This is a genomic window from Hallella colorans (genome assembly GCF_003096815.1).
Classification (GTDB): domain Bacteria; phylum Bacteroidota; class Bacteroidia; order Bacteroidales; family Bacteroidaceae; genus Prevotella; species Prevotella colorans.
The window spans coordinates 44,921-70,192 of sequence record NZ_QENY01000008.1 but is presented as its reverse complement, the minus strand read 5'-3'; the positions used below and the strand labels follow the sequence as shown (position 1 = coordinate 70,192).

Genomic DNA, 25,272 nt, shown 5'->3' with positions numbered 1-25,272 from the left:
TATGAGCAAGTTTGACTATAATAAGATTATGCCGCGATATAGCGCCATTGCCGTGCTGATGACCTTGGTGGCCATCGCTGTGGTGGGCAAAGCGGCATACGTCATGACCGCCAAACGCGACTATTGGCTGAAAGTGGCCAATCGAGTGAAGAAAGACAGCGTGGAGGTGATACCCACGCGTGGCAACATATTGAGTTGTGACGGGCAGCTGCTGGCATCCTCGCTACCAGAGTTTAAAATCTATATGGATTTCAAGCCCCTCAAAGACACGGGCACAGACTCGCTCTGGGAGGCCAAAATAGACAGTATATGCATGGGCTTGAACCATATATTCCCGGAGCGAAGCGCAGCGGAGTTTAAAGCCTCGTTGGAAAAAGGACGACGAGAAGAGAAACGACATTGGCCCATTTGGCCGAACCGCATAGATTATAATACATTCTCGCAGGTGAAACAATTGCCAGTGCTTAACCTGAGCAAGAACAAGAGTGGCTTTCACTGGGAGGAGCTTAATGCGCGCGAGCGGCCTTACGGCACGTTGGCTGGACGAACCGTGGGCGACATGTACGCAGCTATGAATGGTGGTCGCACCCCCCGATGTGGGTTAGAATTGTCGTATGATTCACTCTTGCGCGGCACCACTGGCATTAAGCATCGCCGCAAAGTGCTCAATCGTTATCTTGACATTGTGGACACGCCACCTATTGCCGGGGCAGACATCGTGACCACCATCGACGTGAGTATGCAAGACTTGGCAGAGCGCGCGGTGATCGATGAGCTGAAAGAAATAAACGGCAACGTGGGCGTAGCCATTGTGATGGAGGTGAAAACCGGCGACGTGAAGGCCATCGTGAACATGGAGAAATGCGTGGACGGCGAGTATCGTGAAATCAAAAACCACGCCGTAAGCGACCTCTTAGAGCCCGGCTCGGTATTCAAACCTGTCTCTATTATGACGGCGTTGGAAGACGGCATGTGCGACACTAACAAGGTGGTGGACACTGGTGGGGGCATTTGGCCCATGTACGGTAGGGAGATGAAAGACCACAACTGGCGTCGTGGTGGCTATGGCACGATGACGCTTCCGAAAACACTGAAAGTGAGCTCGAACATCGGCGTGAGCCGTATCATAGACGAATATTACCATGCCAACCCCGAAAAATTTGTACGCGGTGTATATCGATCGGGTATCACCGCCGACCTGCACATACCCATCGTTGGTGCCACGCATGGCAAAGTACGCATGCCCAAGAAAAACAAACGCGGTGAATGGGTCAATTGGAGCAACACCGCCCTACCATGGATGAGCATCGGATACGAGTCTCAGATACCACCCATTTCTACGTTGACGTTCTACAACGCCATAGCCAATGACGGCAAAATGATGCAGCCACGCTTTGTGAAAGCAGCCGTGAAAGACGGCAAAATATTGCAAGAGTTTCCGCCACAAGTGGTGGAGGGGCACGAACAGATAGCCTCGCCACGTGTTATCAAGCTGATGCAAGAGATGCTACGAAAAGTGGTAAGCGAAGGTTTAGGGCGCAAAGCAGGGTCTGAGGCCTTTGGCGTGGCAGGCAAGACAGGCACCGCGCAAATATCGCAAGGTGCCGCTGGATATAAGAGTGGACGGGTGAACTATTTGTTGTCGTTCGCCGGATACTTTCCCGCTGACGCGCCGCGGTACAGCTGTATCGTATGTATTCAAAAATCTGGGCTACCCGCCTCGGGCGGTGGCATGAGCGGAGTGGTGTTTCATAACATAGCCGAGGGCATCATGGCGCACGACATTCGTTTTGATGTGGCTGACGCTCGAGACTCCTTATCGATGCCAATTCCTGACGTGAAAGATGGCAACGTGCTCTCGGCCGACTATGTATTGTCGCACCTTGGCATCAAGACCAACACTAATTTTAGCAGCGGTTCTGCCACGAAAACGCCAGTGTGGGGCAAGGTGAAAAAGTGTGCCGACCACGTGTCATTGGTAAAACAAAAAACGGTTGGCAAGAAATGTGTGCCCAATGTCATAGGTATGGGCGCTCGAGACGCTGTTTATCTCATTGAGAGTAGAGGTGCGACATGCCGCATCAAAGGTAGGGGCAAGGTGGTGGCACAGAGCTTGCCAGTCGGCCATTACATTAAAAAAGGAGACGTTTGCGTGCTGACATTGGAGTAAGCCGTTGCCCGTGAATAAAACTATTGGACCATAAATAAACAATATATGAAATTAAAAGAATTGCTGATTGGCATTAAGTCGATTGCCATCATTGGTGATACGGATGTTGATATCACTGGCGTGAACATTGATTCGCGCAAGATACACGATGGCAATTTGTTTGTAGCGATGAAAGGAACATTGGTGGACGGCCATCAATTCATCACCAAAGCCATCTCGTTGGGAGCCAAGGCCATCTTGTGCGAAGACTTGCCCACGGAACGGTCTGCGGACGTTACCTATGTGAGAGTGGCCGACACGGAGAACGAAGTGGGCAAGGTGGCAACAGCCTTTTACGATTATCCATCCAAGAAACTGAAACTCGTTGGGGTGACGGGAACTAACGGAAAAACCACCGTCGCCACCTTATTATATAATATGTTCAGAAAATTGGGATACAAATGCGGGCTGCTGTCTACGGTATGCAACTACATAGAAGAAAGCGCCATACCAGCCGACCACACCACTCCAGACCCCATAGAATTGAACTATCTGCTCCACAAAATGGTGGAGGCGGGTTGCGACTATGTATTCATGGAATGTTCCAGTCACGCCATCGCACAGAAGCGCATTGGCGGCCTGACTTTCACGGGGGGAATTTTCACCAACCTGACACGCGACCATTTAGACTATCACAAGACGTTCGAGAACTATAGAAACGCAAAAAAAGCGTTTTTTGACATGCTGCCAAAATCGGCTTTCGTCATCACAAACGCCGATGACAAAAACGGCATGTACATGGTACAGAACACAAAGGCTACGGTAAAGACGTATTCCATGAGCCGAATGGCCGATTTCAAAGCCAACATTGTGGAGATGCACTTTGCCGGCATGTATCTCAACGTGGATGGGCACGAGGTGGGCGTTCAATTTATCGGCAAGTTCAACGTGAGCAACTTGCTGGCCGTGTATGGAACCGCCATCATGCTTGGACAGAAGAGCGAGGATATCCTCGTGGCCTTGAGCACGCTCCACAGCGTAAGTGGCAGGTTAGAACCTATACAGTCGGCCGATGGCTATACGGCCATCGTGGATTACGCCCATACACCCGACGCACTTGAGAATGTACTGAATGCCATACATGAGGTGGACGGAAAAGGACATGTCATCACCGTGTGTGGAGCAGGAGGAAACCGCGATAAAGGCAAACGGCCGCTCATGGCACGCGAGGCCGTGAAGCAAAGTGACAAGGTGATCATCACGAGTGACAACCCCCGTTTTGAGGATCCACAGGCCATCATTGACGATATGCTGGCTGGTCTGAACAGTCAGCAAATGAAAAAAGTGTTGAGTATCGTGGACAGGCGTGAGGCTATCAAAACGGCTTGCATGATGGCACAAAAAGGAGACGTTGTTTTGATAGCTGGCAAAGGGCATGAAAATTATCAAGACATAAAAGGTGTGAAACACCATTTCGATGATAAAGAGGTGGTGAAAGAGATTTTCGGCCTCAACAATTAAAACATCGAGGCAGCTCAAGCAACAAAACAAAAAGAATATAAAATATGCTATATTATCTTTTCAGATTTTTAGAACAGTACGGCATATCGGGTGCGAGGATGTGGGGATACGTCTCCTTCAGGGCTCTTTTGGCTTTGATATTGTCTCTTGTCATCTCCGTGTGGTTTGGTGAAAGGTTTATCAAATATTTAAAAAAGAAACAGATTACCGAGACTGCACGCGATGAGAAGATAGACCCATTCGGCACCAAGAAGATAGGCGTACCATCCATGGGCGGCATCATTATCATCATGGCGGTGCTTATTCCAGTGCTGCTGTTGGGTAGGTTGAGAAACGTTTACCTCATCCTCATGGTCATCACCACGGTATGGTTAGGCTTTCTTGGCGGCATGGACGACTACATCAAGATATTCCGGAAAAACAAGGATGGGCTGAAAGGCAAATACAAAATAGTGGGGCAATTGGGCATTGGACTTATCGTAGGATTGGTGCTTTGGGCCTCGCCCGACGTCAAATCGAACGAAAACATAGTGCTTGAGCGGCAAGGACAAGAGATGGTAGTGAAACATAGGACTGATGCGCGCAAGACACTCAAGACCACCATCCCATTTCTAAAAGGACACAATCTGGATTATTCACAAATCATGTCGTTCTGTGGCAAGCACAAAGTGGCGGCCGGATGGATTCTTTTTGTCATTATGACCATTCTCGTGGTCACGGCCGTAAGCAATGGCGCCAACCTCAATGACGGCATGGATGGCATGGCGGCGGGCAACTCTGCTATTATTGGCGTAGCCCTTGGCATACTCGCTTACGTAAGCTCGCACATGGAGTTTGCCGCCTATCTGAACATCATGTACATACCCGGCTCACAAGAATTGGTGGTGTTTATGTGCGCATTCGTAGGCGCACTCATCGGTTTTTTATGGTACAACGCATATCCCGCACAGGTGTTCATGGGCGACACGGGGTCGCTAACCATAGGCGGTATAATTGGGGTGACCGCCGTCATCATACACAAAGAACTGTTGTTGCCCATACTGTGCGGCATCTTTTTTGTGGAGAGCCTGAGTGTGATAGTGCAGGTGTGGTATTACAAATGGGGTAAACGCAAGGGGGTGAAACAACGTGTTTTCAAGCGCACGCCCATACACGACAACTTCCGTGTGACGCAAGACCAATTGGACCCTGACTGCAATTATCTCGTAAAAGCTCCACGGTCGGCCAAACACGAGAGCAAAATCACCATCCGCTTTTGGATTATCACCATTATCCTCGCGGCTATGACAATTATCACTTTGAAGATGAGATAAGCTAAAGAAAAATGATTGGGACTGCGCGCGAAACGCTTGACTAACCTGACGCACAATGTCACACATACAAATAAAGAAGAAAAAGATTATGAAAAGAATAGTAGTTTTGGGAGCTGGAGAAAGCGGAGCCGGAGCCGCGGTCTTGGCCAAAAAAGAGGGATTTGACGTATTTGTGTCTGACTCTACAGGCATCAAGGATAAATACAAACAACTACTTGACGACCATGACATAGCATGGGAGGAGGGTGGACATACCGAGGCAGATATATTGAACGCTGACGAGGTGATAAAAAGTCCAGGCATACCAGATGAAGTGCCTATCATCCAAAAACTCATCAAACAGCAAACACACATTATCAGCGAGATAGAGTTTGCGGGAAGATACACTCATTCCAAGATGATTTGTATCACCGGCAGCAACGGAAAGACCACCACGACATCTCTCATATACCACATTTTCAAAACCGCCGGGTATGACGTGGGACTGGCAGGGAATATTGGACGAAGCCTCGCGCTTCAGGTAGCGGAAGACCCTCACGAGTATTACATCATAGAATTGAGTTCTTTTCAACTGGACAACATGTATGACTTCAGGGCAAACATCGCCATATTGCTCAACATAACGCCCGACCACCTTGATCGCTACAATTACAAATTCCAAAACTACGTGAACGCTAAGATGCGCATCATACGCAACCAAACGGAGACGGACAGTTTCATCTACTGGAACGACGACCCCGTGGTGAAGAAAGAATTGGACAAATATGACATACACGCCGTGCAGTGTCCTTTCTCAGAAGTGAAAGAAAAGGGAAGTATCGGATATATTGAGCAGGGACAGTACAAATTGGAATATCCCGTGCCTTTTAACATGGAGCAAGAAGCGCTGTCTCTCACGGGGAAACACAATATATACAACTCGCTGGCCGCCGGCATAGCCTCCAACATCAGTGGCATCAAGAAAGAGGTTATCCGCAAGAGCCTGAGCGACTTTCCCGGGGTGGAACATCGTTTAGAAAAAGTGTGCGACGTAGCCGGCGTGCACTACGTGAACGACTCCAAAGCAACCAATGTAGACGCTTGCTGGTACGCCTTGGAGAGCATGCGCACTCCTACCATCCTCATACTCGGTGGCAAGGATAAGGGCAACGATTACACGGCCATCAAAGAGTTAGTGAGACAAAAATGCGTCGGATTGGTATATCTCGGAGCCGACAACAAAAAATTGCATGATAATTTTGACGGCATGGGGATACCCGTGGCAGACACCCACTCGATGAAAGAGTGTGTGGAAGCCTGCTACCGAATGGCCAAGACTGGCGACACCGTGCTGCTCTCGCCATGCTGCGCCAGCTTTGACCTTTTCAAAAACATGGAGGACCGAGGAGATCAGTTTAAGACATTGGTACGAAACCTTTAATGGCCATTATAACAAAGGTTAGATTGGAGCATAAACGTTTATAGCTATCATATTAGCAAACAAAATATGAATGAACCAGAAATTCAATAACATATTCAAAGGAGACAAGGTCATCTGGATGGTGTTCTTCTTTCTTTGCATAATCAGCATTGTGGAGGTCTTCTCGGCCTCTTCTGGCTTGACGTACAAGGGGGGAAACTACCTCGCACCCATCTTTAAGCATTGCTTTATATTGGCTGTTGGTTTTTTCTGCATGGTAGTGACACTCAATATCAAGTGCAAATACTTCAAGATCGCGACACCAATCCTAATAGTTATTTCGGCGCTTACGTTGATTTGGGTGTTTTTTGCTGGTCAGGTTAACAACGCAAGTCGCTGGATAGAAATACTTGGCATACAGTTTCAGCCATCCGAGATAGCAAAGGGCACGCTGGTGTTAGCTACCGCCCAGATATTGAGCGCTATGCAGACAGATGACGGAGCCGACAAGCACGCCATGAAATACATCCTTGTGGTATGTGGCATCTTTGTGCCGCTCATCGGTCTTGAGAACCTCTCCACAGCCGCATTGCTGTGCGCCGTTATTTTCTTGATGATGGTAGTGGGGCGTGTGCCAGCCCAACAGTTGGGTAAGTTGATAGGTGTGGTAACCATTTTGATAGTTGCAGTTATTGCATCGGTGATGATTTTGGGAAAGGATGAGATGCCAGAGGACATGTCGAACAACCTGACAGATAAGGTGGCAACCATTGATACCCCGAACCAGCAGGGCAACAATACTGGCATATTGCACCGTTTTGACACTTGGAAATCGCGTATAAACAAATTTCTTTACAGCAAAGAAGTGCCACCCGAAGAAGTGGATCTTGACAAAGACGCACAGGTGGCGCATGCCAATATAGCTATTGTCTCTTCGAACGTCATAGGAAAAGGGCCTGGCAACTCGGTGGAGCGAGATTTTCTCTCACAAGCTTTTTCTGATTTTATCTATGCTATCATCATTGAGGAATTGGGGCTTGCCGGTGCTATTTTCGTAGCCATGCTGTATATAATCCTACTTTTTCGCACAGGGCGCATAGCCAATCGGTGCGAGAACAATTTCCCGGCTTTCTTGGCCATGGGGCTTGCCATGCTCTTGGTGACGCAGGCATTGTTCAATATGTGCGTAGCTGTGGGCTTGGCGCCCGTCACGGGTCAGCCGCTGCCACTTATCAGCAAGGGTGGCACCTCGTCTATCATCAACTGCATTTATATTGGCGCAATTCTCAGCGTGAGCCGCTCGGCGAAAAAAAACATCGCCGCCGATGACGAGCAAACAGCATCTTCTCTTGTCACCACTTAGACAGAACAAGCCTTATATTTGAATTTGACTTGAAAGTCTTGGAAAATTCTTTCATGAACAAAATGCTGAGAACTAATGGCTCAAGGTGCTATCGAAGAGTTGAAAACTAATAAATAAAGTGGGACGAAAAGACCCTAAAGCGGTTTTTTTTGATTACTTTTGCCAAATATAATAACGCTCATATGAACAACGACTTAAGAATTATCATAAGTGGTGGCGGTACCGGAGGACATATCTTTCCAGCCGTATCAATAGCCAATGCCATCAAAGCCAAATGCCCTGACGCCAAGATATTGTTTGTAGGCGCTCTCGGCCGCATGGAAATGCAGCGTGTGCCAGCGGCGGGATACGATATCAAAGGTCTACCCATTTGTGGATTCGATCGCAAACATTTGCTCAAGAATATCAGTGTGATGTACAAAATATGGAAGAGCCAACGCATGGCCAAGGCCATCATTCGCGACTTCAAACCAATGGTCGCTGTGGGCGTAGGCGGTTACGCCAGTGGCCCAACGCTCAATGTTTGCGCCAAGCAGGGCATACCATGCCTCATCCAAGAGCAAAACAGTTATGCGGGCGTGACCAATCGGTTGCTATCCAAAAAAGTGGCCAAGATTTGCGTGGCATACGATGGAATGGAACGGTTTTTCCCAGCCGAGAAGATCGTCATGACTGGCAATCCAGTACGACAAAACGTGCTTCGCTGCGAAAAAAGCAAGGAAGAGGCTCGCCAATCGTTCGGCCTTGCTCCCGACAAGAAAACGATCTTGCTCGTAGGTGGAAGTCTTGGAGCACACACACTAAATGAAAGTATGCGTCAACATTTAGGCCAAGTGAAAGCCTCCAACGTTCAGTTTATCTGGCAAACAGGGAAGTATTACAACGAAAAGATAAACCGTGCCGTCGCTGATTTTGGTGAGATTGCTAACCTGAAAGTGCTTGATTTTATTAGCGATATGGGAGCGGCATACCAAGCAGCCGACTTGGTGGTGAGCCGAGCGGGAGCTGGTTCCATCAGCGAGTTTTGTCTATTGGGCAAGCCTGTCATTTTAGTACCAAGCCCAAACGTGGCTGAAGACCACCAAACAAAAAACGCCATGGCACTTGTAAACAAAGACGCCGCCATCTACGTGAAAGACGCAGAGGCCCCTGAAGTGTTGCTATCAACAGCCCTACAAACGGTGACTGATGACAACAAACTGGCCTTATTGTCTCGCAATATTAAAAAATTAGGACTGAAAGACTCTGCAGACATTATTGCTGAGGAAGTGATAAAACTTGCCGGGGGAGGACAATAAGATAATCATGACAATGGAAATCGACGATATCAAAGCAGTATATTTCGTGGGAGCGGGTGGCATCGGCATGAGTGCCATCGCCCGATATTTCATTCACAGGGGGATGGTCGTGGCCGGATACGACAAGACACGGACAGAGCTTACCAAGCAATTGGAACGCGAGGGCATGATGATCCACTACGAAGAAAATGTGGACGAGATACCACAAGCATGTCGAGACAGCAGCTCTTGCCTTGTGGTCTACACCCCAGCCATCCCTGCTGAGCACCGAGAATTGCAATATTTTCGCGCCAATGGTTTTGAGATGCAAAAACGAGCGCAAGTGTTAGGAACGCTCACTCGCACCCACAAGGGACTGTGCGTGGCTGGCACTCATGGCAAAACGTCTACCTCAACCATGTGCGCTCACATCATGCATCAGAGTCACTTGGGATGCAACGCCTTTCTCGGTGGCATCTCGAAGAACTACGACAGCAACTATATCCTATCTGACAAAAGCGACTATGTGGTGATAGAGGCTGACGAATTTGATCGCTCATTCCATTGGCTTTCGCCATGGATGACGGTTATAACATCCACCGACCCCGACCATCTTGACATATATGGTACCAAAGAGGCATACCTTGAGAGTTTCCGCCATTATACCGAACTTATCCAGCCCGGTGGCGCACTCATCATACATACTGACCTTGAAATGCAGGCAGACGTGCAACAAGGTGTTAACACTTATACCTATAGCCGTGAACAAGGCGATTTCCACGCCGAAAACATTGTCATTGACAAAGGTGAAATAACATTTGATTTCATCTCACCAATAAAATCCGTGATAGGCGTCAAGCTTGGGCAACCCATCCCCATCAACATCGAGAATGGGGTAGCCGCTATGGCAATGGCTCAGCTATGTGGGTGCACTGCTGACGAGCTGAAATATGGCATGGAGACATATCATGGTGTGAAGCGACGCTTCGATTTCAAAATTCGCACACCTAAACACGTTCTCCTATCCGACTACGCGCACCATCCCAAAGAAATTTTGCAATGCGCCAAAAGTCTTAGGGAACTATACCCAGATCGAAAACTCACCGTCATTTTCCAGCCGCACCTCTACACCCGCACTCGCGACTTTTATCAAGACTTTGCCCATGCGCTCAGCCATTTTGACGAAGTGATACTCACCGAGATTTACCCAGCTCGCGAAAAACCTATTCCCGGCATCACGTCGCAACTCATTTACGACAACCTCGAACAGGGTGTTGAGAGACTTATTATTGATAAAGACAGCGTGCTTGAGCTCGCAAAGAAACGGGATTTTGACGTGCTCACGATCTTGGGCGCAGGCGATTTGGACAATGCCGTGCCTGCCATAGCCAAAATAATAAAAGAGAAGGACGAACGCTCACCACAAGATTGAGCCATAAATTGACATGCATATCAACTGGAGAAAAACCACGATCATCGCACTCGATGTAATCCTTGCAGGATATATCATCATTGCCATCACCGCGTTTGACAGGCCAAACGCAGAGCAACGAATATGCACACAGGTTAACATCAATATCGAGGACGAGGCCACCAATGGTTTTATCAATGCCACGGAGATAAAAAAAAGACTGGAAAAAAGCAAACTCTACCCTCTTTCCAAACTCATGGCAGACATCAACACGCGCGTCATCGAAGAGACATTGGAACAAAGTCCGTTTGTCAAGCAAGCCGAATGTTACAAGACAGAGAATGGGCACGTTTCCATTTCGCTGACCCAACGCATGCCATCGCTGCGCATCAAAGCCATCAATGGCGACGACTATTACATCGATGACAAGCACAGTATCATGCCCAACTCACATTACACCAGCGATCTGATCATCGCCACGGGGTATATCAACAAGTGGTACGCACGCCATTACATATCCTATTTGGCCGAGTCTCTCAACGCGAGCGAGTTTTGGAAAAACCAAATAGTACAGATCAACGTGCTGCCCGATCATGGAGTAGAGCTGGTGCCACGCGTCGGAAACCATATCATCTATATAGGGCAGCTGCCCGAAACTAAATACACCAGCATGAGACAAAAGATGATTACTGATTATGTGCAGAAAAAAATGGACCGTTTGGAAAAATTTTATCGATACGGACTCTCACAGGCTGGATGGAACAAATACTCGTATATCAACGTAGAATTTGACAACCAAATCATTTGCAAGAAGAAAGAATTGAATTGAAAATTATTATATACCTATGGCAGAATTTATAGTAGCGATCGAACTTGGGTCGTCTAAGATGACCGGCATCGCGGGCAAGAAAAATCTCGATGGGAGCATCAGTGTTCTCGCAGTCGTGAAAGAAGACTCCTCGTCGTGCGTTCGAAAAGGTGTTGTCTATAACATTGACAAGACGGTACAGACACTCACCAATATCGTTAAAAAGTTAGAAACCACACTCAAAGCTAAAATAGCACACGTGTATGTGGGAGTAGGCGGACAATCTATTCGGAGCGTTAGAAACACGCATGTCAAGGAACTTCCCAATGACACTATCGTCACACAAGACATGGTTAACGAGCTGATGGACGCCAATCGCAGCATGCAATACACCGATCAAGAGATACTTGATGCAGCAACCCAAGAATACAAGTTGGACAACCAGTATCAACTCGACCCCGTGGGTATACAGTGCTCGCACCTTGAGGGCAACTTCTTGAACATACTTTGGCGGCGCACTTTCTACCGCAATATCAACAAATGCTTTGACAACGCAGGCATAGCCATTGCCGAAATGTACCTTTCGCCATTAGCACTCGCCGACGCGGTGCTCACCGATAGCGAGCGTAGGAGTGGTGCGGTCTTGGTGGATTTAGGTTCTGATACCACTACCGTCTGCGTATATTACAAAAATATACTGCGACACCTTGCAGTCATACCATTGGGCAGTAACAACGTTACCAAAGACATTGCTTCTCTTCAAATGGAGGAGGAACAGGCAGAAAAACTCAAACTAAAACATGGCAACGCCTATACCGAGACAGCCGACATAGACGCCGATGCTACCTATACCATCGACCCCGAACGCAGCATTCCTGCGCGCGTTTTCATCGAGTTAGTGGAGGCGCGCATGCAAGAGATCATTGAAAACGTATGGTGCCAAGTGCCAAACGAATATTACGACAAGCTCATTGGGGGGATCATCCTCACGGGTGGAGGCTCAAACATGTGCAACATTGAGCGCGCGTTCCGAAACCACACGCACGTGGAAAAAATCAGAATAGCAAAATTTGTTACCCACACCATCAACTCTCACCTGCCCGCCATCAACGTCAAGGACGGCACGATGTGCACTGTGCTTGGACTGTTGGCCAAGGGAGACATGAACTGTGCGGGCGATGAGTTTAGCAAAGACCTATTTGGGGCCGACGAACGCCCGGCTCAAACCGACACTCCCAAAGAGCCTCGTCCGCTGAGTGAGATAACAGGAAAGGGCATCGTTCAGACCGAGGCTGAAAAGGCTGCCGAGGAGGAGCGTAAGCAAAAAGAGGCAGAAGAGCGTGAGCGACAACGGAAAATAGAAGAGGAAGAAGAAGCCAACCGTAAGGCTCAACGTGAGAACTCATTCGTCAACAAAACCATCAAGGGCATGAAAAACTTCTTCAAGAAAATGGTAGACGAAGAAGATGATGACAAATAACGAACCCAAGCAAACAACAGATATTATGTCAGACAACAACAATAACATCGAGAACAATAAGCCGTCAATCCTCGACTTTGGCGCGCCAACCCAAGAAAATTGTATTATCAAAGTAATAGGCGTTGGAGGTGGAGGCGGCAATGCCGTGAACCACATGTATCGCGAGGGTATTCATGACGTGTCATTTGTATTGTGCAACACCGACGCGCAGGCCCTCAACGACTCTCCCGTTCCAGTGCATTTGCAGCTGGGTAGTGAGGGCTTAGGCGCTGGCAACAGGCCTGCTCGTGCCCGGGAGGCAGCCTTGGAGAGCATGGACGACATACGCCGAATGCTCAGCGACGGCACCAAAATGGCATTCATCACTGCAGGAATGGGTGGCGGCACTGGTACCGGCGCTGCCCCCATCATAGCCCAAGTGAGCAAGGAAATGGACATTCTGACCGTTGGTATCGTCACCATACCGTTCCGCTTTGAGGGCCCCAAAAAGATAGACCAAGCGCTTGACGGTGTAGAGGAAATGGCCAAGCACGTGGACGCGCTGCTTGTTATCAACAATGAGCGATTGCGTGAGATATACCCCGACCTCACCGTGGTAAACGCCTTTGGCAAAGCCGACGACACTCTCAGCGTGGCAGCCAAAAGCATAGCCGAGATCATCACCATACACGGTATTATCAACGTAGACTTCAACGATGTGAAAACCGTGCTTAAGGATGGAGGCGTTGCCATCATGAGCACAGGATACGGCGAGGGCGACGGACGTGTGAAAAAAGCTATAGAAGACGCGCTCAACTCCCCGTTACTTAACAACAACAATGTCTTCAACTCCAAAAAAATATTGCTTTTCATCAATTTCTGCGATGAGAAAGACGAGAATCAAGGATTACTGATGGAGGAGATGAACGACGTGAACGACTTCATGGCCAAGTTTGGAGAAGACTTTGAGATAAAATGGGGTATCGCCACCGATCCAGAATTGGGCAACAAAGTGAAGATTACGATCCTTGCCACAGGCTTTGGCGTGGAAGACGTGGAACCCATTGATCGACGCGGCAGGCACTCGCAAGAAGAGGCTAACCGCATAGCTGAGGAGGAAGAGAAAGCCGCCGAGCGGCAAGAGCGGCGTAATAGATATTATGGTAGCGACTCCGGAAACAAACAATACAAACGTCGCCCACACCTCTATCTGTTCAGCCAAGATGATCTTGATAACGAAGACGTGATACTTGCTGTGGACAATTCGCCCACCTACAAACGCACAAGGCAAATGCTTGACGAGATACGCAATCTTGCAAACGGTCAAAATGCCCCGTCAGACACGGAGCCAAGTCAAGACACCGTACAGGGAATGATCAGCTTCGTATAGATAGATTGGATCACGCTCGTTGCCAATACTTGCATATTGATAAAAGAAACATCAGCATTTTCAATTTTACACTAAATACCAATAATTATGGCCACACTATTCGACAAAGTTAGCGGCGACATCCGAGCCGCCATGAAGGCCCGAGACAAAGTTCGCACCGAGGCCTTGCGCAACATTAAAAAATATTTCATCGAGGCCAAAACCGCACCCGGTGCCAACGATACTCTGGACGACGATACCGCTCTCAAAATACTCCAAAAACTTGCCAAGCAAGGCGAAGAAAGTGCCAACACGTACACCCAAGCTGGCAGAAACGATCTCGCGGATGAGGAGTTGGCACAGGTAGCTGTTGTCAAGGAGTATCTTCCACAGCCGCTTTCAGAAGCAGAAATAGAGGCCAAGGTCAAGGAAATTATCGCCCAGACAGGTGCCGTCGACATGAAATCTATGGGCCAAGTGATGGGCATGGCCACCAAACTAATGGCAGGGAAGGCCGATGGCAAAGCCATTTCGGCTATCGTTCGAAAGTTGCTAAGCTAATCGTTGGGCCATACTTGCCCTGCAAAACTGCCAATATTATATGTCTCGAACATTCCAATGGAATGTTCGAGACATATATTTTATAGTTATTAATAGTACACGATAGATGTTTCTTTGGCTCAACTGATATTTAATGGGAGAGCTAAAGGCTCAGTAAGTATTCACTTTTGGTGGGCACCGTAGGTCTCTACAAGTGTGGTAACCATGTATAACCGCAATTAGGATTAAAAACAGGAAGGCATGATGTTGGCATAAAAGTTCACACGCGCAAATTTCTACCGCGCTCAGACGCCTCTCGAATCCGGTGCTGCTGTCTTCATTCATTCTTCGCTCCCCACTCTTCTCTCCTTACTCCTTATTCTTCATTTTATAAAATATAATTACTGTTTTTTTGATCATTATTTTTGAGTCATCCAGAGCAAAAAGGGCTATCTTTTTTTGTCAAAACCAAGTAGAGCGTTACCAAAAATCATAAGAGGGCTGCGATTGGTGCTTGCTCATAGCATGATTAGGCCTTATTCGCAGCGCGGAAGAGCCTTAATCACACTGTGATTACAACCTTATCATCATGCCATTTGATACTCAACCGCAGACCACAAAATAGGAGAATAAAGGCTATTTTTTAAAAGACGCTGAATCTCAGCCATTTACAAACTATCGCAGTTTTTGCGTATTTCGGACGAAAGCAAACTTATTTTTAAATAAGCGAATTTGAGAGGGCGTTTTGTTCAAATAATTGACTATTTCTAATTTTTCAAAAACTGTGTTCAGGACAAGCAAGTTTTTAAAGAGAAAAACCGAAAATGCGTAAATATTCTGTCGCCATCTCGAAGCGTACACACTCCCCATTCGCCCCCACCTATGTTGTAACATGGCGAGCGTCTCCTCAAAACACGCACGGGCATTTATTGTACCAATGGGTTAATCTCAATAGCAAAATGAAACGCCACACTTTTTCCACTGAGCCGTTTATTTTACCAACATTCCACCATAATTTATACATATAGTAGCGGCAAGCATAGAGAGCCCTAAGCTATTTGGTTAGCATAATGGAAACGGCTCTCAACCACACCCTATTGAATTAGATACCAATGGCGTCGTAATTGAGTTCTAATGTTGAAACGATTGCTAAAATAGTATCTTTTTTTTTATTGCCCATATCTTCCAATATTCAGACATACGCTATGCTCTTTTTTTGAGACAACACGCTGTACGCATGAACATACACAAATATCAAACCACTTTATTATTGGCATCAGCCTTATCATGTTCATGGCATTTTGATTAGGTTTTTGAGCATCATTAACACATTAAAAAACGATTAATGTTTGTTATGTTAATATCTAATAACACCGGTTTTATGTATGTTTGTAATAAACACACACACAAACCTAAGAATTTTCTTGTAAACATAACAGCAATATGTGTAAAACAAGGAATTGTATAACTTTTTTAATCAAATGTGTAAATTTTTGCACTTATTATTTGGAACGTATCGAAATGTTTTTTAACTTTGTCATCAGATCTTAATCATTATTTATATTATTTTTATTAAAAGAGAGAAGTTATGGTTAAAAGACTTACTATGTTATTAGCCGGCTTATTCATCACAATTGGTGTAGCGCTGGCACAGTCTCAAGTCTCGGGTACCGTTACCGACGAGAATGGCGAACCCATAGTGGGCGCGGCCATTCGCGTGGTAGGTACCAAAACGGGAACAGTAACTGACGGAAATGGGCGTTTTGTACTTTCTGCCCCTGCCAATTCCCAATTGGAAATTACCTACATCGGAATGCTTCCGAAAAAGGTGAAAGCGGGTCAGAATGTTAAAGTCGTCCTCAGCACAAACAACACCCAGCTGGACGAGGTGATGGTTGTGGCCTATGGTACCCAGAAGAAATCAGCTTTTACGGGTTCCGCGGCTGTCGTAAAATCAGAAGATTTGGCTAAACACATCACAACAAATGTGACTGATGCTTTGGTCGGTACAGTCTCTGGCTTGCAGATGCGTGGTGGAACAGGACAGCCTGGGTCTGGTACTGGTGCAATGAATATTCGTGGTATATCCTCCATGTACGCCGGAACAGAACCGTTGATTATTGTGGATGGAGCTCCATATCCAGCAAGCCTGTCCAACATTTCACCTAACGACATTGAGTCTGTCACCGTTTTGAAGGATGCCGCTTCTGCAGCATTGTACGGTGCACGTGGCGCTTCTGGTGTGATTATTGTCACTACCAAGACCGGCAAAAACACAGAGGCCGAAGTGAGTGTAGATATCAAAATGGGTTCAAACTCACGTGCTGTTCAGGATTATGATTATATAACTGACCCCGGAGCTTATTATGAGGCCTATTATACCCAACTACACAATTATGCTATGGAAAAGGGAGTTAAAGACCCTCTGGCATGGAGCAACACGCAACTTTTAAAACAGCTGAAGTATAATCTTTACACCGTCCCAAATGGTGAGACGCTCATTGGTGCCAACGGCAAGCTCAATCCTAATGCTACTTTAGGGCATGGTTACGAATATAATGGTGTGAACTATTACCTCTTGCCCGACAATTGGCTTGATACTGCCTACAAAAACTCTTTCAGACAAGAATACAATGTCAATGTAAAGGGTAGTAACAACAAGATTTCATACTATACAAGCATAGGCTATTTGAAAGACGATGGTGTGGTAGAATACTCTGGCTACGACCGCTTCACGGCTCGTTTCAAAGCTGATTACCAAGCTAAAAAATGGTTGAGAACAAGTGCCAACGTGGGTTATGTGTCAAGCAAGACCAAATCTAACCCAAATATGGGTACCGACTATAACTCAACAAACCTGATGTATTACGCTACGATGATGGCACCTATTTACCCCATTTACGTGCGCGTAAAAGATGCAAACGGCAATGTCATGATAAAGAAGGACCAGTATGGGAATGATGCTTACGACTATGGTGTGCCTTCTAATGGATATGGTGGCATAACACGCCCATTCTTGTCCACGGGTAACCCGCTTGGTGCCAACAGATACAATGAAACCCTTGCGGATTTCAACCAGCTCAATGGTACGTTCGCTGCTGATATCTATTTTACCGAGCAACTAAAGTTTAATGCCACAAGTAGTATCACTTGGGGACAGACTCGCTATTCGTGGTTTACCAATCCATTCTATGGCCCTGGCGTGAGTACCAATGGTGGACTGCAAAAGGAATTTGAGCATAGCATGCGCCAAAACCATATTCAGACATTGACTTACAACAATACGTTTGACAAACACTCTTTGACAGCCATGTTAGGACATGAGTATTATAAGAGTTCGCTTAATGATTTGAGTGGTAACAGAACGGGATGTTTCAATCCTGATATTCGCGAGTTGAACGCTTTTGCGAAAGTTGTCGATGCCGGTTCTTACGAAACAGGATATAATGTAGAGGGATATTTCGCTAATTTACTATACAATTTTGATGAGAAATACTATGGTTCCGCTTCTTTCAGACGCGACGCCACATCCCGATTCGCATCAAAGCCCAAGGATCACAGATGGGGTAATTTCTGGTCTGTCGGAGGTGCATGGCTCATCTCTAAAGAGAGCTTTATGCAGAACACAGCTAATTGGCTTGATCAATTGAAACTCAAAATATCTGTCGGTCAGCAGGGTAATGACAACATTCCTAACTACGCCTACATTGATACTTACAGAATTATCAAAGCTAATGACACGCAGATGGCTCCTAAGTTCAATAGGCTCGGCAACGAGGATATCACGTGGGAGACAACAACCAACTTTAACGTTGGATTGGAATTTAGCCTTTGGAAGAGCCGCTTGACAGGTAGTCTTGATGTATATTCAAAGAAGACTTCCAATTTGCTTTTCTGGCTTTCAGTACCTGAGTCGGCTGGAACTCGAGGTTACTACGGCAACTTGGGTGACATTAGAAACACTGGCGTCGAGCTGAATTTAGCTGGTGCTATCATCAAAACTCATGATATGGAGTGGGATCTGAATGTGAATATATCACACAATGCCACCAAGATTCTAAGCCTGCCTAAGTCTAAGACTGAAATTAATGGAGGATTTTCCGAAAGCAACGGTCCTCGCACATATCAAAACTGGTTCGAGGAGGGCGGTTCGCTTTACAACGCTTTCATGCCATCTTATGCTGGCGTAAACGAAAAGGGCGAAGCCACATACTGGGTGGACGAGGAACTGAAAGGCTCTCTGTCTAAGCCCGGAAAGAACTATTCGAGCAAGACCACAGACCCCAACCAGGCTTCGCGCTATGTACATGGTTCGGTATTGCCAGATTGTTTTGGTGGATTCGGCACCTCTTTCCGTTATAAAGGTTTTGACCTCAGTTTATCATTCGATTATCAGATTGGTGGCAAGGTGTATGATATACGATACGCCAACTTGATGAGGCCGAGTGCAAGTCCGCGAGATGCTGGTCATAATATCCATAAAGATTACGTCAAATCATGGTCTTCAACCAACACTGGCTCTGATATCCCACGCTGGCAATACGGTGATAAATACACTACAGCTGTGTCAGACCGCTTCCTTACTGATGCCTCTTACCTGAACTTCCAGTCGTTCACGATTGGCTATACTTTCAAGAAGGGTATGATTCCGTTTATCTCTAAGCTCAGAATCTATGCCGCCGGTGAGAACCTTGGGTTCATCTCAAAACGCAAGGGCTTGGATCCTCGTTATTCATACGATGGCAATACAACCGTGTCGCCTTATTCTCCAACGAGAAATATCTCCGGAGGTATCCAGGTGTCATTCTAAAAAAAAACATTAATAGAAAGTTACGACAATGAAACTGAACAAACATATAATAGCATTAGCTATAGCGAGCTTCACGCTTTCGGGTTTGACAGGTTGTATAGAGGAACTCGATCCGAAGAGTACAACGGTCACGAAAGATCAAGCATATAATGCCCCGGGGGCATATGACAACTTTGTAAGTGCAATCACATCTTCTCTTGCGGGACAGTTCACTTACAGTGGATCTAATTGGAACGCCAATGATTTCGGTTATCCAGCATTCTTTATCATGCGTGATGTTGAAGGGCAGGATATCTTTCAGGGACACCTAAACTGGTTTGACGCATGGTATACGTGGAGTGGATACCTTGGTCCTTCATACGCATATACACAGATGCCTTGGACCTATTATTACCAGTGGGTAAGAAATTGTAACACTGTTCTTGATATCGCAGGTGAGAAACCAGAGCCCGCCAAGGTACATGGAGCTGGCATTGCACATGCCATGCGTGCGATGTTCTATTTGGATATGGCCAGAATGTATTGCCCCACTACCTACGCGCTTAACAAAGAGGCGCTAACGGTACCCAAAGTTATCAATGGCATGACCAAGGAAGAATGGGCGCACAACAAGCGCATGACGAACAAAGAGGCGTTTGAATTTATTCTGTCAGACTTGGACATCGCGGAGAAACAGTTGGCTGATTACAAGCGCAATGATATTTATACGCCTGACCTCTCTGTCGTTTATGGACTTAAAGCCCGTACATACCTCACCATGGAAGATTGGGCTAACGCCGAGAAGTACGCCAAACTGGCTCAGCAAGGCTACCAAATAATGGACGAGGCTCAGTACACAAGCCGTGAGACTGGCTTCAATACGCCCAACGAAGCATGGATGTTCGGATTTAAATACAAGGAAGAAGACCCGAACATTCGTGACAACGACGGCGACTGTTCATGGGCTTCCATGATGTGCCTCGAAATCGACCCTGACAAATCAGGTTGCGGATACGCTGCCAACTATGGTCAGCAAATGTTTATAGACCGCCATCTTTATGAAACCATACCTTATTCAGACTTCAGGAAAAAATGCTTCGTCGACTTCAAGATAGACGAAAATTGCAAAACCGCCAAAGAGAAAGTGGAAGCTCTGAAAGCTTATTCCAACTATCCAGATTGGGTACATGGCTCCGCTTACGACACGCCGTCTGATATTAAGGGTGTGAACAATGTAGGTGGCTTGGGCATGAAGTTCCGTGTTATTGGTGGCCAAGCTGGTCACGAAAACCAACACATCGGATTTGCAGTATCGGTTCCTTTCATGCGCGTTGAGGAAATGAAACTCATCGAGATAGAAGCTGTCGGCATGCAAAATGAAGCTCGTGGCATTGCTATGCTCACCGAGTTTGCCAAGTCGCGTGATCCTAAGTTTGTATATGGAACACATAATGACGCTTACTACAACAAATCCACTTCTCAGTTCAGAAATGAGGTATGGTGGCAGCGTCGAGTTGAACTTTGGGGCGAGGGTTTCGCCACATTCGATATCAAACGTCTGAATAAGGGTGTGATTCGCAGCTATCCCAAGAGCAACCATATTGATTTGTATCGTTGGAACTCTGAGAAGGTGCCAGTTGTCATGACAAATGTCTTTGGCTTGCAGGAGATGAATTACAACTATGAGATGACGCAGAACGAAACACCACAATCTCCAGAGGGCAACTCTCCAGAGTTTAATTGGTAAAATGGGATTTTTATGCTACGCAATCATTATAGGGATATATTATCAAAACATTTTTAATCTCATTTGATTGACTTAGTATAAAAATAATAAAAGTGTGCTTGGTTTCTACCATTGCAACACTCCCTGATAAAAATGTAGGAGCTTTGTATTCTAACGAACGCAAAGCTCCTTTTTCATTTCCACCTCGTCTTGTGCATAATACGAAGTTTAAAAATTGCGGTAAAATTTGATAACGTAATTTTCTTTCTTGTCACTACCAATACCAAATCGATTGCTAATGCTGGGATAAGGATATGTTAAGAATTTATTGTAACCTTTTTTCCAAAATATGTCCAGTTAGCCTTTTATCTTGAAATAGAGTCTCTGCTTGCGACAATACAGTTGAAAGGAGATGGATTGCAAAATGAAGAACGATAGATATGGGCATGGTGGCATAAGTCGTGCCAGCGATTTCACACCTTGTTTCTCAGCCACAATCCCAAGAAACGGTCATACACTATGTAGCCGTCAGGCTGGCGGTATACCAGCTGTTTGTTCTCCAACGCGCCAAGCGCGAGACGCACGCTGCTCACCGCTGGCAGCCGATGGCGGGTCATAAAGGTTTGCGACAACGGTTCTTTCACCACTCGCTCCTTGGCAATGGCCCTGAGCAGCAAGGCTTGGTTGTCGGTCAGGGCAAGGTAGATGGAGGACAACGCCGTGGACATCTTGTTCAATATCGTGTCAAAAGCCCGGCTCACGGCATCTTTGTCAAGCTCTGTGTCTGTCATGGTGTAAAGCTGGTGCAACATGGTCTGCACGTACCACGTCTGCCCATCCACCATATCATAGAGATAGGCAAAGTCATCAGCGTGCATTGTTCTGCCTTGTTTGGCAAAGTGACGGTTGGCAAAATCCAAGTACTTGTCCTCCTTAATCACGTCCAAGCTCATCAGTTGTGAGGCCATGTAGAATGGTCGGTTGGCCGACAGGAACATCTCCGACATCAAGTGTTGTTGACTTCCGGAAAAGATGAAATAAGCGTTGTCGATAAACTGTATTTGCGACCTTAGCAAAGCTTCAAGCCCTCGTTCGGGGTACTCCGTGACTTGCTGGAACTCGTCAAAAGCTATATAGCACCTCTTGCCCGAGCGCCTGACATACTCGAATATCCGTTCCACGGTACTGTCTTGCTTGCGTTCTTCCACGTCGAGTGACAACGTGGGCAACCCCGTAAACTCATCCATGCTTATTGTGACACGCAAGCCCTTGAACATCTCCGACACTTTTCGCATGGCTGATTGCCAGTTGTTGTCAAGTTTTTGCACCACGCTCGTAGCCATCACGTCTATGAAGTCGCGCTGGTTTCGTGTGTTCAATATGTCTATGTAGATGCACGCCACGTCCTTGCCTGAGGCTTCCATCCTGTTGAACACATGCTTTATCAATCCAGATTTGCCTATCCTGCGCGGTGATATCAACGCTATGTTACTCTCGTTATACAGTGCGTTGATCAATTGTCCAGTCTCGTCCTCGCGGTCACAAAAGTATTCAGGACCCTTGTATCCATATTCCACGAATGGGTTGTTAAGCGGTTTCATGTTTTATGCTATATGTTTTATGAAGTGCAATTTACAACTTATTTTTTATTCCGCCAAGCATCTATCATAAAATATTCTGGCACTGTGCCTATACACCTCGGTACGCGTCCAGCGCATTCTTTTGCAACACGGACTGTTCTGTAACGTATAAAAAACGTAAAATGCGTAATGTCATTTTTTTCGACAATAATTGAAATAAAATGTTTTTTTCTTTGGATAAATGGCCCAAACAGCGTATTTTTGTAAAATATGGTTAATAAATATCATAGCAATGAATAACCACTCACCCAACAGATTTTTTTTTCTTAAGCTGTTGTTCCTATTTTTTTCATTGACCGTTACGGCCATACCAGTGCGTCGAGGTCAATTCAAGACCATACGCCTCATTGATGGAAGCACGGTGAGAGTAGAGGCTCGGGGCGACGAGTACACGCACTATTGGCAGTCGGCCGATGGCACTTGCTACGTGCCCGATGGCCTTACAGGCCTCTATCGTGAGACAGACGCCACCACCTTGGGTGCCAAGGCCCTTGCCAAGCGTGGTGCTATCGTTCGCCCGCGTGCCCACCGCATACCCGATCGTCGCTGTCAAGCAGGCAGTGGTAACCTCTTCAAGGGCATGAAACGCGGGCTTATCATCCTTGTGGATTTCAGAGGAAAAACATTCAGCATGCCCAACCCACAGCGCGTCTACGACCAAATTGCCAACGCCGAGGGTTACCGTGAGAACGGCTTCAAGGGCAGCGTGCGCGACTATTTCTTGGCGCAAAGTCACGGCATGTTCAATTTGTCGTTCGACGTGGTCGGCCCCGTGTCAATGCCTCATCCCTATTCTTACTATGGACGCAACAACGATGCCAATGTGGGTGAGATGATTCGCGACGCATGTGTAGCCGTTGACGCTAAGGTGGATTTCTCCCAATACGACTGGGATGGCGACGGCGAGGCCGAAGAAGTGTTTGTGCTCTACGCAGGCTATGGGCAGTCTGACCATTCCGAAATTGACGATTACATTTGGCCGCACATGTTCGCTTTGTCTGGCAGTCCCAATCATTCCGTCAGAAATCTCAAGCTTGACAACACCGTTATAGACATTTACGCCTGCGCTAACGAGTTGGCGAACAACAACAAGCTCAACGGCATCGGCACGTTTTGCCATGAGTTTTCGCATTGCATGGGGTTTCCTGACATGTACGACACGTCTGGAGGTGGCAACTTTGGCATGGGCTCTTGGGACCTGATGGATTATGGTTCTTACAACGATAACGGCTTCACGCCATGCGGATACTCTGGCTACGAGAAGATGATATGTGGCTGGGCGTCGCCCGTGGAACTTGCCACCGAAACCAAAGTAAGTGGCATGCAGTCGTTGGCAGATCAAGGACAGAGCTACATATACTACAATTCGTCCAATCGAAACGAATACTATATATTGGACAATCGGCAACAACGTGGCTACGACATCGCCCTGCCTGGGCACGGGCTGCTCATCACTCACGTGGATTATGACAAAAACGCATGGGACAATAACATTGTCAACACCATCTGTTGGAGCGACGACCCCAACAAAGACAACCCTCATCAACGGCTCACCATATTCCCTGCCGACAACATTCCCAGCATTTATGACGAGGGGGACGACGCCTATCCCTACCATGACAACAACCGCTTGTGCAAAGATTCCAGTCCAGCGTCCAAGTTTTACAACGCTGATCCGCAATATGGCGAGAATCCACCGTTTGGCTTTTTTGATATTACGGAGCATGCCGATGGCACCATATCATTCCATTTTAGAGAGGATAACGCTTCTCCCGAAACGCCGCCAGACGATTCCAACCACAACGAGTCGGTATTGTTCTATGAGTCTTTTGACAAATGCGTCGGCTCGGGTGGCAACGATGGCAAGTTTAAAGGCTCCGTGGCCATAGGCAAGTTACAACCCGATCATGTAGGTTGGGCGGCCGATTATGGATATGGTGGCGACCATTGTGCGCGTTTTGGCAAATCGAAAAACGGCACAGGCGTGGCTGTCACACCTACGTTCGTTCTTGCGGGTGACACCGCCACGCTCACGTTCAAGGCTGCCTGTTGGGATGCCAAAGGTGACGGAAACAATTTGTTCTTAACACTGAGAGGTGCCAAAGCCAAGTTTGTCGATACTGACGCAAGCAGCTCCCAACTCACTATGGCCAAGGGCGCATGGACCACCTACACGCTGAAAATGGTGGGTAAGGGCAGTGCCACGCTCACATTCTCGCCCTATCGACGCTTCTTTCTTGACGAGGTCAAGATAACACGGTCTGGTGAACAGCCACTCACAGGTATCAAGTGCATAGGGGGGCATTTGCCCAAATCAAAGAGAATATATAGCATTGATGGCCGCTATGTAGGGTCAGACTACTTGATTTTGCCACGAGGGGTATATATTGTGAATGGGAAAAAAGTGGTTAAGGAGAAATAGTAAGAAAAAATATTGCTACTTCACAACTCACATTTTTCAATTTACAATTAGCGTCATGGCGCGCGCTCAATTTTAGGTTTAGACAG

The 25,272-nt window shown here is 46.8% G+C and carries 15 protein-coding genes; 14 read left to right on the top strand and 1 reads right to left on the bottom strand.

Translation table 11 applies throughout. From position 1 onward, the window contains the following. Position 1 precedes the first annotated feature (1 nt). From C7379_RS05510 to C7379_RS05450, 13 genes are all read left to right on the top strand, one after another. Positions 2 to 2,170 carry a penicillin-binding protein gene (locus C7379_RS05510; protein WP_116616370.1) on the top strand — a complete coding sequence of 723 codons (2,169 nt, stop codon included), beginning with the start codon at positions 2 to 4 and terminating at the stop codon, positions 2,168 to 2,170. A 45-nt stretch (positions 2,171 to 2,215) separates the two neighbouring features. Continuing rightward, positions 2,216 to 3,670: a UDP-N-acetylmuramoyl-L-alanyl-D-glutamate--2,6-diaminopimelate ligase gene (locus C7379_RS05505; protein ID WP_116616369.1), complete on the top strand. Its 1,455-nt coding sequence runs from the start codon at positions 2,216 to 2,218 to the stop codon at positions 3,668 to 3,670. Between the two features lie 44 nt (positions 3,671 to 3,714). Next, the gene (gene mraY, locus C7379_RS05500; RefSeq protein WP_116616368.1) at positions 3,715 to 4,983 is read left to right on the top strand and encodes a phospho-N-acetylmuramoyl-pentapeptide-transferase; all 1,269 of its coding nucleotides are present in this window, start codon (positions 3,715 to 3,717) and stop codon (positions 4,981 to 4,983) included. An 88-nt stretch (positions 4,984 to 5,071) separates the two neighbouring features. Beyond that, the gene (gene murD, locus C7379_RS05495) at positions 5,072 to 6,403 is read left to right on the top strand and encodes a UDP-N-acetylmuramoyl-L-alanine--D-glutamate ligase (RefSeq protein ID WP_116616410.1); all 1,332 of its coding nucleotides are present in this window, start codon (positions 5,072 to 5,074) and stop codon (positions 6,401 to 6,403) included. 70 nt (positions 6,404 to 6,473) lie between these two features. Continuing rightward, positions 6,474 to 7,745 (top strand): FtsW/RodA/SpoVE family cell cycle protein, encoded by a 1,272-nt coding sequence (locus C7379_RS05490; protein ID WP_116616367.1) that lies wholly within the window; start codon positions 6,474 to 6,476, stop codon positions 7,743 to 7,745. A gap of 182 nt (positions 7,746 to 7,927) precedes the next feature. Continuing rightward, positions 7,928 to 9,043: an undecaprenyldiphospho-muramoylpentapeptide beta-N-acetylglucosaminyltransferase gene (murG, locus tag C7379_RS05485; protein ID WP_116616366.1), complete on the top strand. Its 1,116-nt coding sequence runs from the start codon at positions 7,928 to 7,930 to the stop codon at positions 9,041 to 9,043. Between the two features lie 13 nt (positions 9,044 to 9,056). Further along, the gene (murC, locus tag C7379_RS05480) at positions 9,057 to 10,454 is read left to right on the top strand and encodes a UDP-N-acetylmuramate--L-alanine ligase (protein WP_116616365.1); all 1,398 of its coding nucleotides are present in this window, start codon (positions 9,057 to 9,059) and stop codon (positions 10,452 to 10,454) included. 13 nt (positions 10,455 to 10,467) lie between these two features. Continuing rightward, positions 10,468 to 11,262 carry a cell division protein FtsQ gene (locus C7379_RS05475; RefSeq protein ID WP_116616364.1) on the top strand — a complete coding sequence of 265 codons (795 nt, stop codon included), beginning with the start codon at positions 10,468 to 10,470 and terminating at the stop codon, positions 11,260 to 11,262. 16 nt (positions 11,263 to 11,278) lie between these two features. Continuing rightward, positions 11,279 to 12,721, top strand: coding sequence for a cell division protein FtsA (gene ftsA, locus C7379_RS05470; protein ID WP_116616363.1), 1,443 nt, complete (start codon positions 11,279 to 11,281; stop codon positions 12,719 to 12,721). Positions 12,722 to 12,746: 25 nt separating this feature from the next. After that, on the top strand, positions 12,747 to 14,090 hold the full coding sequence (gene ftsZ / locus C7379_RS05465; protein ID WP_116616409.1) for a cell division protein FtsZ: 1,344 nt from the start codon (positions 12,747 to 12,749) through the stop codon (positions 14,088 to 14,090). Positions 14,091 to 14,177: 87 nt separating this feature from the next. Beyond that, a complete protein-coding gene (locus tag C7379_RS05460; protein ID WP_116616362.1) occupies positions 14,178 to 14,630 on the top strand; it encodes a GatB/YqeY domain-containing protein in 453 nt (150 codons plus the stop codon). 1,567 nt (positions 14,631 to 16,197) lie between these two features. Continuing rightward, on the top strand, positions 16,198 to 19,419 hold the full coding sequence (locus C7379_RS05455; RefSeq protein WP_207773400.1) for a SusC/RagA family TonB-linked outer membrane protein: 3,222 nt from the start codon (positions 16,198 to 16,200) through the stop codon (positions 19,417 to 19,419). Positions 19,420 to 19,447: 28 nt separating this feature from the next. Further along, positions 19,448 to 21,145: a RagB/SusD family nutrient uptake outer membrane protein gene (locus C7379_RS05450; RefSeq protein ID WP_116616360.1), complete on the top strand. Its 1,698-nt coding sequence runs from the start codon at positions 19,448 to 19,450 to the stop codon at positions 21,143 to 21,145. 452 nt (positions 21,146 to 21,597) lie between these two features. Here the strand turns inward: C7379_RS05450 and C7379_RS05445 are convergent, their stop codons facing one another. Then, positions 21,598 to 22,725 carry an AAA family ATPase gene (locus C7379_RS05445; protein WP_116616359.1) on the bottom strand — a complete coding sequence of 376 codons (1,128 nt, stop codon included), beginning with the start codon at positions 22,723 to 22,725 and terminating at the stop codon, positions 21,598 to 21,600. A 271-nt stretch (positions 22,726 to 22,996) separates the two neighbouring features. Here C7379_RS05445 and C7379_RS05440 point away from each other — a divergent pair, with 271 nt between their 5' ends. Continuing rightward, entirely contained in the window at positions 22,997 to 25,186 is a 2,190-nt protein-coding gene (locus tag C7379_RS05440) for a M6 family metalloprotease domain-containing protein (protein WP_165815030.1), read from the top strand. The last annotated feature ends 86 nt before the right edge of the window (positions 25,187 to 25,272 follow it).